This window comes from Weizmannia sp. FSL W8-0676, from assembly GCF_038593015.1.
Classification (GTDB): Bacteria; Bacillota; Bacilli; order Bacillales; family Bacillaceae_C; genus Weizmannia; species Weizmannia coagulans.
In genome coordinates this window covers 928602-943399 of the sequence record NZ_CP151954.1, presented here as the reverse complement: position 1 = coordinate 943399, position 14798 = coordinate 928602, and the positions used below count along the sequence as shown (strand labels likewise).

The following is a 14798-nucleotide window of genomic DNA, read 5'->3' as shown; positions in this document are numbered from 1 at the left end:
CCCGTAAAGGCGGTGTTTCGTTTGGGCAGAAGCAGCAAATCGAAACGTTTTGTCCATCAGGGAAAAGATGCAGTGAAGAAGTATAGCGAGCGTTTCCCGTATCACTCCACATTGGCCGAAGCAGAAGCGAACAGGAGCGAAGAAGGCATTCCGGGAGGCATTTTATAATGGCGAACCGACTGTTTCAAGAGGCCAGGCAATTTGTCGAACTGGCGAAAGAGACGGCTGCTTTCGGAACGGAACAAGAAAAGAATAAAATGGTTCAAAAAGCGAAAAATGCTTTATCCAGTGCATATGCCAACACGACACTTGCAGAAAAAGCACAGCTGCGCGATATGCAACAGGAACTTGGAAAATTGGAATAGCTGCCGAAACCCGGCAGCTATTTTCTTTTGGAAATTGTGCAAAACGAGGAAAATCGGTAAACTAAAGACAGAACTGATTGTGAGGGTGAAAACGATGGGCATTCAAATTTTTGCTGACAGTGCCAGCGACTTGCCGCTGTCTTTTTTCAAAGAAAACCATGTACACTTGATTCCGTTGACCGTTTATGTAGAGGACAAATCCTATGACGACCTAGTCGGCATTGACCCGAAAGAAGTGTTCCGTTTGATCCGTGCGGGGGTGGTTACAAAAACTTCGCAACCGTCACCGCAATATTTTGAAAAACTTTTTACCGATCTTGCCAAATCGGGGGACACCGGCATTTACCTGGCTTTTTCGTCCGAGCTGTCCGGAACGTACCAAACCGCGGCCATGATCGCCGAACAAGTGAAAGAAGCCTGTCCCGATCTTGATTTAACGGTACTCGATACGAAATGTGCTTCGATCGGTTACGGCCTCGTTGTAAAAGCAGCCGCCGATTTACGAAAAAAAGGGGCAGGAAAAGAGGAAATCGTCCGTGATGCCACATTCCGCAGCAAGCATATGGAGCATATTTTCACAGTCGCCGATCTTGATTTTCTTGCCAGAGGCGGCAGGCTATCGAAAACAAGCGCATTTTTCGGCGGCCTGCTGAATATTAAACCGATCCTCGATGTAGAAGACGGGAAGCTCATTCCGATTGAAAAAATCCGCGGGCGGAAAAAACTGCTGCACCGTATGCTCGATATCATGGAAGAACGCGGCACGGACCTTGAACACCAGCTGGTCGGCATCTGCCACGGCGATGATGAAGCGGCTGCGGAAGAAATGAAACAGCTGATTGAAGCGCGTTTCGGCACAAAACAATTTTTAATCAACACGATCGGCGCCGTGATCGGGTCGCACGCCGGGCCGGGCACATTATCCGTCTTTTTCCTGAATGAGCTGCCGTAATGTCTTCCAACTTTTTTCCGGGCATACCGGTTAATAGAAATTTTGGACGGGTATAGACGAATGGTGATGGCCGGCCAATCCAAATTTCGGATTGCCGTTCCGTTTAAAAATTGAACGAGGAGTGGTAAAAGTGGCGAACGAACAAAATGCTTCCAAGAAAACTTTGCCCGCCCAGCACCAGAACAGGCAGCCCGGCACAGAAACGGAAATGAACCCGCAGCCGGAAATCTTGCATTCGACGACTCAAGCTATGTGACCGGGCAGGTCATCCACGTAAACGGCGGCACCGTGATCAACGGGTGACGCGCACCGGAAGGGCACAGCCCTTTCCGGTTTTCTTTTTGCTTAAAACAGAGCACACGGCACCGGGGCCCGTGTTTCCGGCCCAAAGCCTGCCGGTTATCACAAATTCTTTTGCTTAAAACGGATGCAAAGTCCAAGGGGGTAACCGGGATGGTGCAGATGTTTACCGCCTAAACCAAAAGCTTCGGGCCCTGTTTTCTTTCTGCTTAAAAAGGTATGAAAACCCCTCCCCTTGTCAAAAACAAATAAGGAAATGATGCTCGGGAAGGAGGGCCGCAAATGGACGGACAGTTCAGATTAAAAATCATGGAATGCCAGTCCCGCGCTTTTTTAACCGGTTCAATCGAGAAGCTGAATGAAGAATGGGTATTTTTTGATGATGTATCGGATGAGGCATCGATGCTGGAGGAGTTTGTTGGCCAAAAAATTGAAATCTTCCATTCCGGGCGTTGGAAAAAAGGCCTATTAACAGCGGATGAAACCGTCATGTCGGACGGAGAAACGCTTCTTCTTGAAGAAAAAGCAAGCTTGCGGATTCCGAAGCCTGTCAATTTTTCGCTTGAGATGCTGCTCGGAGAATGGGAGGACGGCCTGTTTCACCGCTTCGTCTCTTTCTTAAACGGGGCAGGCTTTTCCATTTATGATTGCATCTATTGCCATAACGTATTGTCATTTCTCGCCAGCCGGGAGAAAAAAGAAGGCGTGAATTTCATGCTGTTTGATAACGGGGAGGCCATTTTATCTGTCCACCACCATTTCCGGCTGGGCGAAACGGCGGACGAATGGTTCGATTGCACATGGAGTGACGGAAGGCGTATGCTTTTGAAAAAAATGTAAAAAGGAAGGCAAGACAACCCTTGCCTCCCATTTACATTCTAATAAAAAGGATGCCATCCCATCGGCAGGCGCAGCCCGAGATACAGGACGGCGGCGAAAAAGAGGATCAGCAAAACCCAGAGCATCCCCGTCCTTTTTCTTTTAGCAAGCCGCAGCGTAATCATTTCCATCATCCCGATCACGAGAATCCCGCCGAGCAGTTTAAGGCCGTACAGGGCAGGATCGAGACGCTGGTTATGGAAAAAGAGCAGCGCGCCTGTCACGATGACGAGTATGTAAAACAGCCTTAAAACCATCTGGACCGTTTTAAACGCCTTTTCTCTTCCTGCGCGATGGAGGAACAAGGCCAAAATAAACAAAAGGATCGCAATGACCCATGTTGTTACATGCGCATCTGTCCGGGTTAACATCGTTCGATCTTCTCCTTTGCTTCTTTATCTGTCTTATACCCATCTTACTTTATTTGATGGTGTTTCGCAAAGTTCCCACCTTTTCAACCGTAATTTCAACCTCATCACCCGGATTCAAGAAACGCGGCGGATGAAACCCGTTGCCAACGCCGGCAGGGGTGCCCGTTGCAATGATATCCCCGGGTAAAAGCGTCATCCCTTTCGACAATTCGGACAGGATCTCCTCAACTGGGAAAATAAAGCGGGATGTATTGGACTGCTGGCGGACTTCCCCGTTAACTTTTGTCACGATATCAAGCGCATTCGGATTTTCAATTTCGGAACGGTCGACAATCCACGGGCCAACCGGGCAGGATCCGTCCAGGCTTTTCCCGATAAAATATTGTTTATGCTTCCGTTGAAGATCCCTCGCTGTTATATCGTTTAAAATGGTATATCCGAACACATGGGAAAGGGCATTTTCTTTTGCAATCTGCTTCCCTTCCCTCCCGATCACGACTGCCAGCTCCCCTTCGTAATCCAATTCGCGGGTAACCGCCCGGTGCGAATCAACCGGCGCTTCATGTGCATTGACAGTTGTCGTCGCTTTTGTAAACACGATAATATGTTCAGGAATATCTTCCGCGCTCCCCATTTCAATCGCATGTTCCCGGTAATTTTTGCCGACACACAACATGTTTCTCACCGGGTCCGGAATCGGAGGAAGATAGGAAACCTCGCGAAGCGGAACGAGTGCGCCTTCAAGGGTTGCTTCCGGTTTTTTCAATTCTTCCCGGACACGGCCGGTAAACGCCTCGCCCGCCTGGATCCCTTCAAGCAAAGATGGCGGAAAATCATTATCCAAAGCCCGTAAATTTAAAATCGTTGTTTCATTATAAAGCACACCGTATTGTACCTGGTCTTGCCAAACAAAGCTCATGAATTTCATCGTATACACCTCATCCTTTTTTGTCATTTCGATAACTGAGTTGCCGCCAGCCCCATTCAAGCGGCCCGTAGCGGAAGCGATGCAGCCAAATGTCGGAAACCAGCACTTGAATAAGAAAAAACAAAACAACAAGCAATACCCCGCTTGGCACAGACAACTTTCCGTAAAGCCCGAGTCCATAAGCGTAAAAGATCAAAGAGCCTAAACCAGACTGGCTGATGTAATTGGAAAGCGGCATCCTCCCGGCCATTGCAACCGGCCTGAGAAAATCCGCCAGCCGGTGCTTCACACAGAGCTCAACGAGTGCAACATAAGCACCGCTTAAAACGGCGCCGCCGATCGTCTCCCGGATATACAGAAAAGGCAGGATGGGGGCGGCAATAAGCGGCAACAGTTTGCAAAACAGGCCAAAAACAAAGCAGCAGCAAAAAAACAGCAGCCATTTTTTTGCCGGAATCCTCCCCTTTGTAAGCCAGCCTTCCCTGCAAACGCCCGCCCCCGCCATCATCAGCGGAAAAACTGACAGAAAAGCATGCCATGTGCCGGGAGGGCCGTATACCGCATACCAGTCCAGCCACCTTCTTTTCGTAATGTCGATAAAGCTCCCGTTTGCATACACCTGCAATGAAGCGGCGGCATTGCGCCAGTCGGTATACAGGAGTGAAGCGTCCGGCGACCGGATGGCCATCACCATCAGATAAAAGCTTATCAGCAAATGCGGGATAAAAAAGAGGGCAGCCCCGCCAAAAATCAAAGTTTTCCCTCCCTGTTTCAGAAAGGGCAAAAGGATCATGCCAAAGACCGCATAAGCCGCTAAAATGTCCCCCGGCCAGATGAACCATGCATGGGCAAGGCCGAGAACGAGCAAAACGGAAAGGCGCCGGAAAAGAAACTTATAAACCTCGACCCCTGCCCTTTCCGCCCGCTGTTTCTGCACCATCAGCCCATATCCGAAAAGAAACGCAAAAATGGGATAAAAACTGGACTGGAAAAACACCTCAATCCACGCCACGATTGCCCGGTCCCCCGCTTTGAACCAGTCATACGGATTAATATAAAGATAAGGAGACAGAAAAGAAAGCATATTTACCATGAGAATGCCGAAAAGGGAAAATCCCCTCAGTATGTCAATTGCAGAATTCCGCCGTTTTTCATGGATTGGCGCCCATTCAGCCATTGCAACGCTCCTTTTTGTTTTTGCCCGTTAGGCGGATGAATCACCCTTTTTTCATTTTCTTCATACAATAAAGCATGAAAAAGCCAATTGCCACTGACCAGGGAAGGATGTGCGCGCCATGCCCGGTTTTGTCGGCGCCGTCCAAATTATCAGTATCGGATCAAGCGGCGTCTTTAATGTCGGTGACGTATTCCTGATTCAGCCGGTTGCCAGTTCCAAAACGTTTGCCGGGGCGGGGTCCTTTAACACGGGTGAAAACCTGTCCATTACAAACTACCAGTCAAATACAAATACGTATGATTTTGATGCCATTGACCAGGGAAACTATTTTAATTTGTAACGGGTGAAAACAAATGAATCTCTACGTGCAGCAAAGCATCCACATCCGCATGATCAAGATCGGCGGAATTACAAATTCTTCGGTCTTCCAAATCGGCACGTCCGGCATCATCAAGCCGGCAGCTTATTTGTATAATACCGGAAATTTTTCCGGGCCGGCTCCTTCTGCCGCTGCAGACCAGCCTTACAATCCGAATGTTACAGTTCCCATGCAGTCCGGCGCTGCCACTTCAAGTTCAAGATAGAAAGCACTGGACCGGTTTTCCCGGCGTTGTGCCTGATCATGAAGCCGGCATGTTCTTTCCGGACCCTGCGCCAGGTTCGGCCTGTAGCTCCGCTTTGTTTTGGGTTTCGCCCTAAAAGCCGCGGCCCTGATGTAGTTAGTCCGGCTACAGAAAGCGCGGTCCCGGTTTTCCCGGCGTTGTGCTGAAACCGGTATTTCTTTCCGGCCACATTTAGACGGCAGCAACTTCAGGTATGTACACGTGTGCTGAACCTGCATGTTCTTTCCGGACCCTGCGCCAGGTTCAGCATTGACGCTGCACACCGATGCTTTGCTTTAAGCTCAGGTTTCGTTCCGATCCAAGCCGGCGGTCACTGTCGGGCTTTAAGCCAGAAGGGGGTTTTTGAATGCCAGACCTTTTTGCCGAACTCCGGCAGCTTTACCAATACTTTCAACACCATGAAGCGAAGTTGGCGAAAATGGAAAAGACGCTTGCCTCCCTCATGGAGGAGATTGAGCAGCTGAAAGCAAGGCCGCCTGTCCGGGTGGACCGGATCGAATATGCATTTGACCAGCTGAAAATCGAAACACTGGATGGCACCTTGAATATCGGCATTAATCCGTCTGACCTGTCCAGTATAGAGGATGCAGCCATCCCCCAAACGCAGGGCATCCCCCATGCCAACAATGAACACCGTGCTGCTTTAAAACAGGCGCTTACCGAAAAACTGGTGGAATATTTGGAAAAAGAACTCCCAACAACGATCACCGACAATGAGCGGCAATTCAAAGTCCGTCTAAATCAAGAATATCATAATTTTATAAAAAATGACTTAAAAAACCAACTTCCGCAGCGCATTGATTATTATATCAACCAGCTCAATTCAACCGGACCCGTTGAAGGCGAATGGTTTGACAAATTGCTCGGGCAAATCAAGGCGGATATGGCGCATGCCGTACAAGTGTTTATTTCCCATCTGCCGCCGCAAATGAACGGAGGTGCCAGCGATGGAACTGAACGTCACAAACCGTGAAATCTGTGTGGATTATGTCCAAATTATCGGAATTTCAAGTGCCTCGGTTTTCCTCATTGGCGATACGGAAACGATTCAGCAGGGAGCGGCCTTTGATACGCCGCCGGAATCCCTGATTATCAGCCCGTACGTGCCGTTTGTGCCGAGGGGATAGTATGATGCAAAGAAACTCCTTTGTGGATACGCTCCGGGTCAAAACCGTCATATTTGGATCGAACGTCATTGTTGGAGACTCCGAGCGGATCCAGATGTCTGCCACCGTCCTTGCGATCCAGCGCCAGCAGGAATTGTACTACGGATTTGAAGCGCCGTTTCAAACTTTTCCCATTTTCAGCCTGGCCGTTCCGATTCCGCCGGTAACAGAACAAATCCGGTTTCAGGTTTACCAAGAAAATCCGGTCATAAAAGTTTCGAATGTAGATATCATCGGGATGTCGAATTCAACCGTCATGCAAATCGGAAGCACTAAATCAATCGCCCTTGAAGCAAGGGTCCACCATACCCGTCAGCTAGACCCAAATATTCTGAAGCTTGGCGGCCGAGTTCTCCCGCGCACCGTTGCCGTCAGCCAGGAAAGCAATGTTATGCCAGATTAATCCGGAAAGCAGGTGATCAAAATGCCGGCCATTGTAGGCCCGTTACAAATCTATAATGTTGGAAGCGGCATTGTCCATTTTGGAGACACAGCTGTCATCTCATCGAAAACAAGTTCAAAAACATCTACCGGCTCCGGTTCGCTTTCCACTTCCGCATTTGTCATTACAAACAACGCGCTCAGTGCAAACAATACGGCTAACGGCAGTGTTGTCGACCAGCCATCTGCAGGAAACCACTAGAAAGGCAAAGAGGGCAGGCAAATTTTCCACTACCTCGCTGCCTTCATAAATGGAAAGATAAATTTTTATGTGTTGCTATAGCTATGGCAAGAATGGGCTCCCTTAAAGGGGGGCCCATTCTTGATTAAATTTGAAGAAGATGCCCGCCATCAAAGAAATACAAGTATTGTTCTTTTACCTTTTTCTTTAAAATGGTTTCCAGCGCCCTTGAGTAAAGGGCAAGCTGGACTTCATAACGTTTGCGCAGGACAGGCTCTGCTTCTTCAAATCCGCCTTTAAACCTGCCGTGGATATTGTCTGTCTTAAAATCGAGCAATACGAGGCCGTCTTTTTCCTCTGCCACGCAATCAAATATACCCTGGATAAGGACATGTTCTTCCGCAAGGGATGGATCCCGGTAAATTTCCGACGCGGGAACGGATAAACTGAACGGCATTTCCCGCATCACCCGGCCGGCTGCAAGGACACGGCGGCCAATATCCGTTTCAAAAAAGCGGACAAGCTGTTCAGCCGCAATGGCATCCGCCTGTTCTTCCGTGAGCAGCTCCTGTTTCACCATCTCTTCAACCAGTGCTTCAACGGAAGCATAAGTCGGCGGCGCATCAAACGGGATATGCTGCATCACCATATGCATCGCTGTCCCGCGTTCGGCCGGCGTAGTCGATTTTTCCTGCATAAAACGGGGGCGGTCAAAGATATGTTTTTCCGCATTCGGAATAAACCGGGTATCATTCGTTTCATCATGCTCTTCATGCATCCGTTTCAATTCCGATACCGATTGTTTGGCACGCCGGAATGTTGCCGGCTCATTACGGTACCGGAAACTTAAGCGCCCGAAAACTTGCGCTTTATATGCGGACTCCGCCGCAACCGGGAGGCCGGCTTTCACTTGATGCTGCCAGTCTGCTTCCCCAACTTGTTCTGGTTCCGGCATATCGGCAAACTGTTCTTTCGGCAAAACGGCGATCTGCCATTTGGACGGATCATCCAGCACCACCCGGCCGGCATCCCCGAAAAGCGCTGTTCCGTCCGCATGCCTGCTAAGCGAAGGGATGATCCAGTCCAAATAAGTGCCGGCCACTGCGCGCAGATGGTCTGGCATCAGCCAGCCTTCCTGCCGCCTCGTTTTCCCCCATTTTTCCAGGCGCTTGCCCAGATTTTTCACCGTCCCGACCAAATACAGTTTTTCTTTTGCCCTTGTGAGCGCGACATACAAGACGCGCATTTCTTCAGCCAGCATTTCCAGCTTTTTCTTTCTTTTAAAGGCAAGCTGCGGCAAGGACGGATATGTGATCCGTTTTTCCGGATGAATGTACTTTGAGGCGAACCCGAAATCTTTATCAAGAAGAAATGCCTGGCTGATATCGCGCATATTAAATTTCCTGTTGAGGCCTGCCACGAACACGACCGGGAACTCGAGCCCTTTGCTTGCATGGATGGTCATCAGACGGACAACATCTTCCTGTTCACTCAATGCCCTCGCTGTTCCGAGGTCATCCCCGCGCTCCTGCATGCGTTCGATAAAACGCAAAAACCGGAACAGCCCCCTGAAAGACGTTTCTTCATATTGCCGGGCCCGGTCATACAAAGCCCGCAAATTGGCCTGCCGCTGCTTTCCTCCGGACAGTCCGCCGGCAAAATCATAAAACTGCGTATCCCGGTACAGCTGCCAAATGAGGGAGGACAAATCCCCCTGCCTTGCAATAGACCGCCACACCGACAATTTTTCCATGAATCTGGACACTTTCTCATGCGCTTCTTCTTCCTCAGGATCCGGCCGGTCTGCTATAAATTTTTTCACCGCTTCATAATACGGACCCCGCTTTTCATGAATGCGGATAAGGGCAAGCGCTTCTTCATCGAGCCCGACAATCGGGGAACGGAGCACGACTGCAAGCGGAATGTCCTGATACGGGTTGTCAATTACTTTTAATAAAGAAAGCATGATGGATACTTCCGTCGCGTCAAAATAACCGGTTGAAAGTTCCGTGTACAACGGGATGCCCGCCTGTTTCAATTCTTCCATTATAGCTGGCGCCCATGCCATGGAACGCATCAGGATAACGATATCTTTATACCGGATCGGGCGGAATGTGCCAGTCTTCGGATTGTAAACCTGTTCTTCGCCGATCAGTTTTTTTATTTCACGGGCAAGATAACGGGCTTCAAGCTGGGATTGTTCCAGTTCGGCCCGGTCCAGCGTTTCTTCATCCGGTGCGTCTTCCTCCTCGATGGCTTCATCGGCCTGGTCAATCAATGCCACTTTGACCGGATGATCCCCTTCCGGATAAGATGCGCCTGCCACAAGTGCAGCCTGGCTGTCATAGACAATCTCGCCCACCTTTAGGCCCATAATTTGTTTAAAAATAAAATTCGTGCCGTCGAGAATTTCTTTGCGGCTGCGGAAGTTTTTCGACAAGTCGATTCTGAGGCCTGCATCCCGGCCTTCCGGATCAAAATCCCGGTACTTTTTTAAAAACAGGTTCGGCTCAGCAAGCCGGAACCGGTAGATGCTTTGTTTTACGTCTCCGACCATAAACCGGTTGCCGTCAAATCCCGCCCCTTTTGCCACAAGATTCATGATCGTTTCCTGCACCATATTACAATCCTGATATTCGTCAATCAGCACTTCTTTAAATTGCTGCCGGTAAGCTTTGGCCGCTTCTGATGGGATGAGGGCGCCGTCTTCATTTTTTTTAGCAAGAATGTCCAGGCAAAAATGCTCCAAGTCCGAAAAATCGACGATCCCTTTTTCCGCTTTTACCGCGCCGTATGCGTCCGCAAATTTTTTCACGAGCGTTCTAAGTTCCGCAATCACCGGCCGCATTTCCTGCATGTCTTTCAGGAAAGACGCCGGCTTCCTTAAGAAAAAGTCTTTTTTTAAACCTTCAAGTGTTTTCTTTGCAGATTTCCGCAAATCATCGGCCGCTTTAACGAGTTCCTCTTCATATGCCTCCCCTTTGCACGCTTTGGCGCGTGTAAAGTGCCATGCATTCATTTCTTCATAAAGCCCCTGCCAGGGACCGTGAATGGCCGCAAGCAATCTGTCTGCAATTTTTATGTCATCGAGATAATTTTCCGCCCTTGGCGCAGGCCCGCCCGGCTCTAAAGCAAGCCCATACGCTTCCTCCAGCATGTCTTTTGCAGCCTGCAGCTGGAGGTGGATATCTTCTTTCACCGCTGCCATAAACGGAAGGCTGTCCACCTCTTCCACATCCCCGGCATCATACATTTCGACCATTTTATCAAGCCATGCAGACGGATCCGGATGGGAACGGGAAAAGTCGTAAAGCTTCCGGATCAGATGCTGGAGCTCGTCATCACTGCGGTCGTTTGAAAATGTATCCACTGTGCGGTAAAACAGGTCATTTCCCTCTTTCGCATACTCCGCTTCAAAGAGGTCATCCAGCACTTCATCGCGCAGAAGTTCGGCTTCTGTATCATCGGCGATCCTGAATCCGGGGTCGATGTCAATCAAATAATAATATTTTCGGATCACTTCAAGGCAGAAGGCGTGCAGCGTGGAAATCGGCGCTTTATTCAGCAGGCTCAGCTGTTTCCGCAAATGATGCGAATCCGGGCGGCTGCTGATCGCCTCCTCGATCGCTTTACCGATGCGGTGGCGCATTTCCGCAGCCGCGGCATTGGTAAAAGTGACAATGAGCAGTTCATCAATGTCGAGCGGATCGTGATCATCCAATATTTTTTGGATAATTCTTTCCACGAGCACGGCTGTTTTTCCTGAACCGGCAGCCGCCGCGACGAGGATGTCCTGCCCTTTTGCCATGACGGCTTTCCATTGGTCATCCGTCCAGACGGCATTCGCCGGTTTATCCGGAATGGCTGTTTTCATCTGTTCTGCGCTCCTTTCTCATTTTGGCGAGGATTTCTTCCGGTTTTTCCGGGTGAATGAGGCGGTAATTGTTCTCTTCCATCGACTGGTCAAACTGGCAGACTGAACGGAACGGGCAGAATGTGCACGCCGCCTGTTTTTTTATTTTATAAGGCGCGATATCCGTCGTGCCGGACAGGATCGCATTGCCGGCCTCTGTGTAAATGTTGCGCACATAGCTACGGATCGCTTCAAAGTCTTCTTTGCTTGCCACTTCGGACCGGGCCGTTAATTGGCCGTCCTTTTTCAAACCTGCCGACACAATCGCACTGTTGCCGGATTCAAGCGACTGGTCCATCAATGTGATCACTTCCGGGCTGTCCAGCAACAGCCCCCGCATCCGGAAGTCTTTTAAAATTTCTTCTTCAATTTCTTCAGCCGTCAGCATTTTTTCCGCCGAAATCAGCGGATCATGAAGATGGAAATACAAAACGCCCGCCGGAATCGTTTCTTCACCTGTCAGCTGTTTCGAATACGTCATAATGAGATCCAGATAGGTGAGCATTTGCAGGTCAAGGCCGTAATACACATTTGTCAAATCAAGCTTGTGCGCGCTTGATTTGTAATCGATGATCCTGACGTACACACCGTTTTCGCTTTCTGCCTTGTCGACACGGTCAATCCGGCCCTGCAGCTCCATTTTCGCCCCGTTTTTCAATGTAAATGAAAGCGGCGGAAGCTCTTTTTTCGGCCCGAAAGCGAGTTCCATCGCGACCGGTTCAAAGCCGCTTCGTTTCGCATGGACGCTTAAAATATAAGAAGCCCTTCCGACAACCTGTTCCAGTTTCCTTTTAATATATTGGTAGCGTTTCGAACTGAGCAGGATTTGATGCTGCAATTTTGGGGCAAGGTCGTCCACTGCCGCTTTTGCAAGCTCCATGCTTTGCTGCTTTGTCATCTCTGACCACGGAATGCCTTCGCGCTGCAGGGTATCGGAAATCCATTTCAATGCGCCGTGGAAAAGATCCCCGATATTCGGCGCATCAAGGCGGAACACATCCCGTTCCCGCAGCCTCAGCCCGTATGTCGAAAAATGGGAAAACGGGCAGGTGAAAAACTGCTCCATTCTCGATACGCTGGCAAGGATATGGTCGCCGTACAGTTCCCGGCTCGTTTTTTCGGAGAGCTTCCGGGCTTTGTTTTGGTAAAACAAACTGGAAAAAGCATGGGCCGCCCGGTTTTTCCATTCCGGGTTCTCCATATAGAAGTTATACGTATCCCACCAGAAGGCGGCCATGGGATACCCTCTTTTTTTCAGCTGCAGCTGCGAAGTGACAAAAGCAATAGCAGCCGCCGGATGGGAAATGTATGCGGCTTGCTGTTTCTCTTCCAGTTCCGCCGGGTCATTTACCCATAATCCGCCGCCGCGGGCCGGGAACATGTCCTCTATCCGGTTGATGAACGGGGACGGCAGCAATGCTTTCCCTTCCTCATCGGCAAGCGGAAAAGAGAGAACCAGTTTTTCAGACGGCGTCGTCAATGCCCGGTAGAAAATAAATTCTTCGTCCAGCAGGCGCCTTTTGCTGCCGGGCATGATTTCAAGCCCTTCCAGCCGCAAATATTCACGCTCTTCATCATTTAAAACGCCATCTTCGGAAATTTTCGCCGGCATGACCCCGTCATTGGCCCCGATAATAAATGCCAGTTTGACATCGGACAGCCGGGACTGTTCCAGATTCGCCACGAGCACCTGGTCCAAAGCCGGTGGAACAATGGAAAATTTTAATGACTCAAGCCCGGTTTCCATAATGGCAGAGAATTTCCCAACATCAGCAGGTCCATCGCCAAGGATTTCAACATACTGGTCCAAAACGCCCATGACTTCATCCCATGCCTGGTCGTGTTCCCTGGCAGCAACAAGATCCCCCGCTTCTTCCTTTTCAAGCCGGAGCGCTTCCAGTTTTTCCGGAATCTCCAATTCTTCGAGATAAAGATACAATGCTTCACAAAGCGCTTTTCCGGTGCGGGCGCGCTTCAAACGCCGCGACAGGCGCAAAATCGGCGCTGTGACCAGAAGCCTGAGTTCATTCAGTTCCTGTTCGATTTTTCTTTCCTCATCCGTTTGCGGAAGGTTTTCCAGTTCGAGGCCGCGGATCCGCCTATATTCCCATCTTTTTCTGCTCGTCCAGCGTTCTCCCTGGATGCCGTAAGCTAGGCAATAGTTTTCAAGCCGGTCCATTTTTTCACGCAACGTGCGGGCATCTCCAGGCGGAAACAGCAATTCTGTTTTGATGGCACGGAAAACCGGTTCATAACGCCAGTTGCCGCGGATGATTTCCAAAGTCGAACGGATCAGTTCAATGAGCGGATGGTTCAGCATCGGCCGTTTTCTGTCGATAAAATACGGCACATCATAATCGTAAAAAACCGTTTCGATTAAATCCTGATAGGCCTCCCCGTTGCGGACAAGGATGGCAATATCACGGTAACGGCAGCTGCCTTCCATGACGGCTTCACGGATAGAACGGGCAACGCCTTCGATTTCCGCCCGCCGGTTGTTCGCCTGCCAGATCTCGATGCTGCTTTCCCCCGGAAAAGAAGGAAACGGCAGTTCTTCAAACCGGGACTGCAAAAAGCGCAAACTTTCATGCCTGAAACGGGCCGGTTCATACAGCGCCACGTCTTCTTCCGTTTCAATTTGAAAGGCGCGCGCCAGTTCATAGATATGTGCATAGGCTTCTCCCGGCATCCGGAACAAGTATAAATCATCCGGCTGCCTCCCGCGGAAAGCCCGGTCCGTTGTGAGCGCAACCGTAACGCGGCGGCATTTTTTCAAGAGTTCCCCGATCACCAGGTATTCCTGCGGGTTAAAAGTATGGAACCCGTCTATATAAATTTCCGCATCTTGGAGATAGCGCGATTTTTCAACGGCAGAAGCAAGCAGCCTCAAGTAATCTTCTGAATCAATGTATTTGCCTTCCAGCTTTTGCTCATATGCCTGATATACGCGTTCCAAATCGTGCAGCTTGTCGGAAAGCACTCTTCCCCCGTCCGCTTCCCCGATTGAGGCGCGTTTTTCCTGAAGCTGTGCAGGCGAGACGCAAAACCGTTTGAACTCAGTCAGAATGCGTTCGACATTGTCAATAAAGCCCGTCTTATCCGCCGCCCGCGTGAAAACCGACAGTTCTTCTTTTTGGTCTTCCAAAATTTTCCGAATGAGCATATTTAATCCGCTGCTCGATACATGGGTACGGCTGATCCCGCCGACTTCCTGCAATATTTTCCAGGCAAGGCGCGTAAAACTGTACACCTGGGCACGGATCATCCCGCCCAGTTCAGGTTCATGCGCAAGCCGTGTTTCCGATAAAAAAGTCATTTGCTCCGGAACAAGGTAAATGAGCGGTGCCCCGCCCGGATCGCCAAGCAGTTTCTGCCTGATTTCACGTTGGATGAAAGTTGTCTTTCCTGTCCCGGGGCGCCCGGTAATAAATCGAAGGGACAATTGGTTCACTTCCTTTTGATGAGCTCATTGGCCCCCATATCCGGAAAGATGCCGGACAAG

The 14798-nt window shown here is 49.9% G+C and carries 16 protein-coding genes; 11 read left to right on the top strand and 5 right to left on the bottom strand.

Translation table 11 applies throughout. From position 1 onward, the window contains the following. Positions 1–21: 21 nt before the first annotated feature. The 5 genes from NST20_RS04440 (at position 22) to NST20_RS04420 (ending at position 2457) form a co-directional block, all read left to right on the top strand. Positions 22–168 carry a hypothetical protein gene (locus NST20_RS04440; protein WP_019721806.1) on the top strand — a complete coding sequence of 49 codons (147 nt, stop codon included), beginning with the start codon at positions 22–24 and terminating at the stop codon, positions 166–168. Then, a complete protein-coding gene (locus NST20_RS04435; protein ID WP_029142328.1) occupies positions 168–365 on the top strand; it encodes a DUF3813 domain-containing protein in 198 nt (65 codons plus the stop codon). Before NST20_RS04440 ends, NST20_RS04435 begins: the two co-directional genes overlap by 1 nt. Before the next feature lie 94 nt (positions 366–459). Further along, a complete protein-coding gene (locus tag NST20_RS04430; protein WP_342400154.1) occupies positions 460–1317 on the top strand; it encodes a DegV family protein in 858 nt (285 codons plus the stop codon). A 130-nt stretch (positions 1318–1447) separates the two neighbouring features. Then, entirely contained in the window at positions 1448–1573 is a 126-nt protein-coding gene (locus tag NST20_RS04425) for a hypothetical protein (protein WP_272907880.1), read from the top strand. A gap of 326 nt (positions 1574–1899) precedes the next feature. Further along, positions 1900–2457 (top strand): DUF2777 domain-containing protein, encoded by a 558-nt coding sequence (locus tag NST20_RS04420; RefSeq protein WP_017553338.1) that lies wholly within the window; start codon positions 1900–1902, stop codon positions 2455–2457. A 38-nt stretch (positions 2458–2495) separates the two neighbouring features. Here NST20_RS04420 and NST20_RS04415 read toward each other — a convergent pair whose 3' ends face one another. From NST20_RS04415 to NST20_RS04405, 3 genes are read right to left on the bottom strand one after another with little or no spacing between them, the layout of a single operon-like run. Next, complete coding sequence (locus NST20_RS04415) at positions 2496–2867, bottom strand: YisL family protein (RefSeq protein WP_019721802.1); 372 nt, start codon at positions 2865–2867, stop codon at positions 2496–2498. Between the two features lie 49 nt (positions 2868–2916). Next, a complete protein-coding gene (locus NST20_RS04410; protein WP_342400153.1) occupies positions 2917–3795 on the bottom strand; it encodes a fumarylacetoacetate hydrolase family protein in 879 nt (292 codons plus the stop codon). 10 nt (positions 3796–3805) lie between these two features. After that, positions 3806–4972, bottom strand: coding sequence for a DUF418 domain-containing protein (locus NST20_RS04405; RefSeq protein ID WP_342400152.1), 1167 nt, complete (start codon positions 4970–4972; stop codon positions 3806–3808). 118 nt (positions 4973–5090) lie between these two features. Between NST20_RS04405 and NST20_RS04400 the strand changes: the two genes are divergently transcribed. From NST20_RS04400 to NST20_RS04375, 6 genes are all read left to right on the top strand, one after another. Beyond that, positions 5091–5312, top strand: a complete 222-nt coding sequence (locus tag NST20_RS04400; protein WP_013858760.1) for a spore germination protein — start codon at positions 5091–5093, stop codon at positions 5310–5312. 13 nt (positions 5313–5325) lie between these two features. Then, positions 5326–5556 carry a spore germination protein GerPB gene (locus NST20_RS04395; RefSeq protein ID WP_118500417.1) on the top strand — a complete coding sequence of 77 codons (231 nt, stop codon included), beginning with the start codon at positions 5326–5328 and terminating at the stop codon, positions 5554–5556. A gap of 385 nt (positions 5557–5941) precedes the next feature. Next, positions 5942–6568, top strand: a complete 627-nt coding sequence (locus NST20_RS04390) for a spore germination protein GerPC (protein WP_017553335.1) — start codon at positions 5942–5944, stop codon at positions 6566–6568. Next, on the top strand, positions 6543–6722 hold the full coding sequence (locus tag NST20_RS04385; RefSeq protein WP_014095760.1) for a hypothetical protein: 180 nt from the start codon (positions 6543–6545) through the stop codon (positions 6720–6722). Before NST20_RS04390 ends, NST20_RS04385 begins: the two co-directional genes overlap by 26 nt. 4 nt (positions 6723–6726) lie before the next feature. Further along, positions 6727–7164, top strand: coding sequence for a spore germination protein GerPE (locus NST20_RS04380; protein ID WP_342400151.1), 438 nt, complete (start codon positions 6727–6729; stop codon positions 7162–7164). A gap of 21 nt (positions 7165–7185) precedes the next feature. Further along, entirely contained in the window at positions 7186–7404 is a 219-nt protein-coding gene (locus NST20_RS04375; protein ID WP_342400150.1) for a spore germination protein, read from the top strand. Positions 7405–7528: 124 nt separating this feature from the next. On the opposite strand, the gene addA is transcribed toward NST20_RS04375, so the two are convergent. After that, positions 7529–11257, bottom strand: a complete 3729-nt coding sequence (gene addA, locus NST20_RS04370) for a helicase-exonuclease AddAB subunit AddA (protein WP_342400149.1) — start codon at positions 11255–11257, stop codon at positions 7529–7531. Further along, entirely contained in the window at positions 11235–14738 is a 3504-nt protein-coding gene (addB, locus tag NST20_RS04365; RefSeq protein ID WP_342400148.1) for a helicase-exonuclease AddAB subunit AddB, read from the bottom strand. Before addB ends, addA begins: the two co-directional genes overlap by 23 nt. Positions 14739–14798 lie beyond the last annotated feature (60 nt).

Bases quoted from the DNA above. Each gene is read 5' to 3' on its own strand.
- NST20_RS04420 (WP_017553338.1), top strand. From the start codon at position 1,900: ATGGACGGACAGTTCAGATTAAAAATCATGGAATGCCAGTCCCGCGCT.
- NST20_RS04415 (WP_019721802.1), bottom strand. From the start codon at position 2,867: ATGTTAACCCGGACAGATGCGCATGTAACAACATGGGTCATTGCGATC.
- NST20_RS04380 (WP_342400151.1), top strand. From the start codon at position 6,727: ATGCAAAGAAACTCCTTTGTGGATACGCTCCGGGTCAAAACCGTCATA.
- NST20_RS04430 (WP_342400154.1), top strand. From the start codon at position 460: ATGGGCATTCAAATTTTTGCTGACAGTGCCAGCGACTTGCCGCTGTCT.
- NST20_RS04375 (WP_342400150.1), top strand. From the start codon at position 7,186: ATGCCGGCCATTGTAGGCCCGTTACAAATCTATAATGTTGGAAGCGGC.
- NST20_RS04395 (WP_118500417.1), top strand. From the start codon at position 5,326: ATGAATCTCTACGTGCAGCAAAGCATCCACATCCGCATGATCAAGATC.
- NST20_RS04405 (WP_342400152.1), bottom strand. From the start codon at position 4,972: ATGGCTGAATGGGCGCCAATCCATGAAAAACGGCGGAATTCTGCAATT.
- NST20_RS04390 (WP_017553335.1), top strand. From the start codon at position 5,942: ATGCCAGACCTTTTTGCCGAACTCCGGCAGCTTTACCAATACTTTCAA.
- NST20_RS04435 (WP_029142328.1), top strand. From the start codon at position 168: ATGGCGAACCGACTGTTTCAAGAGGCCAGGCAATTTGTCGAACTGGCG.
- NST20_RS04385 (WP_014095760.1), top strand. From the start codon at position 6,543: ATGGAACTGAACGTCACAAACCGTGAAATCTGTGTGGATTATGTCCAA.
- NST20_RS04410 (WP_342400153.1), bottom strand. From the start codon at position 3,795: ATGAAATTCATGAGCTTTGTTTGGCAAGACCAGGTACAATACGGTGTG.
- NST20_RS04400 (WP_013858760.1), top strand. From the start codon at position 5,091: ATGCCCGGTTTTGTCGGCGCCGTCCAAATTATCAGTATCGGATCAAGC.
- addA (WP_342400149.1), bottom strand. From the start codon at position 11,257: ATGAAAACAGCCATTCCGGATAAACCGGCGAATGCCGTCTGGACGGAT.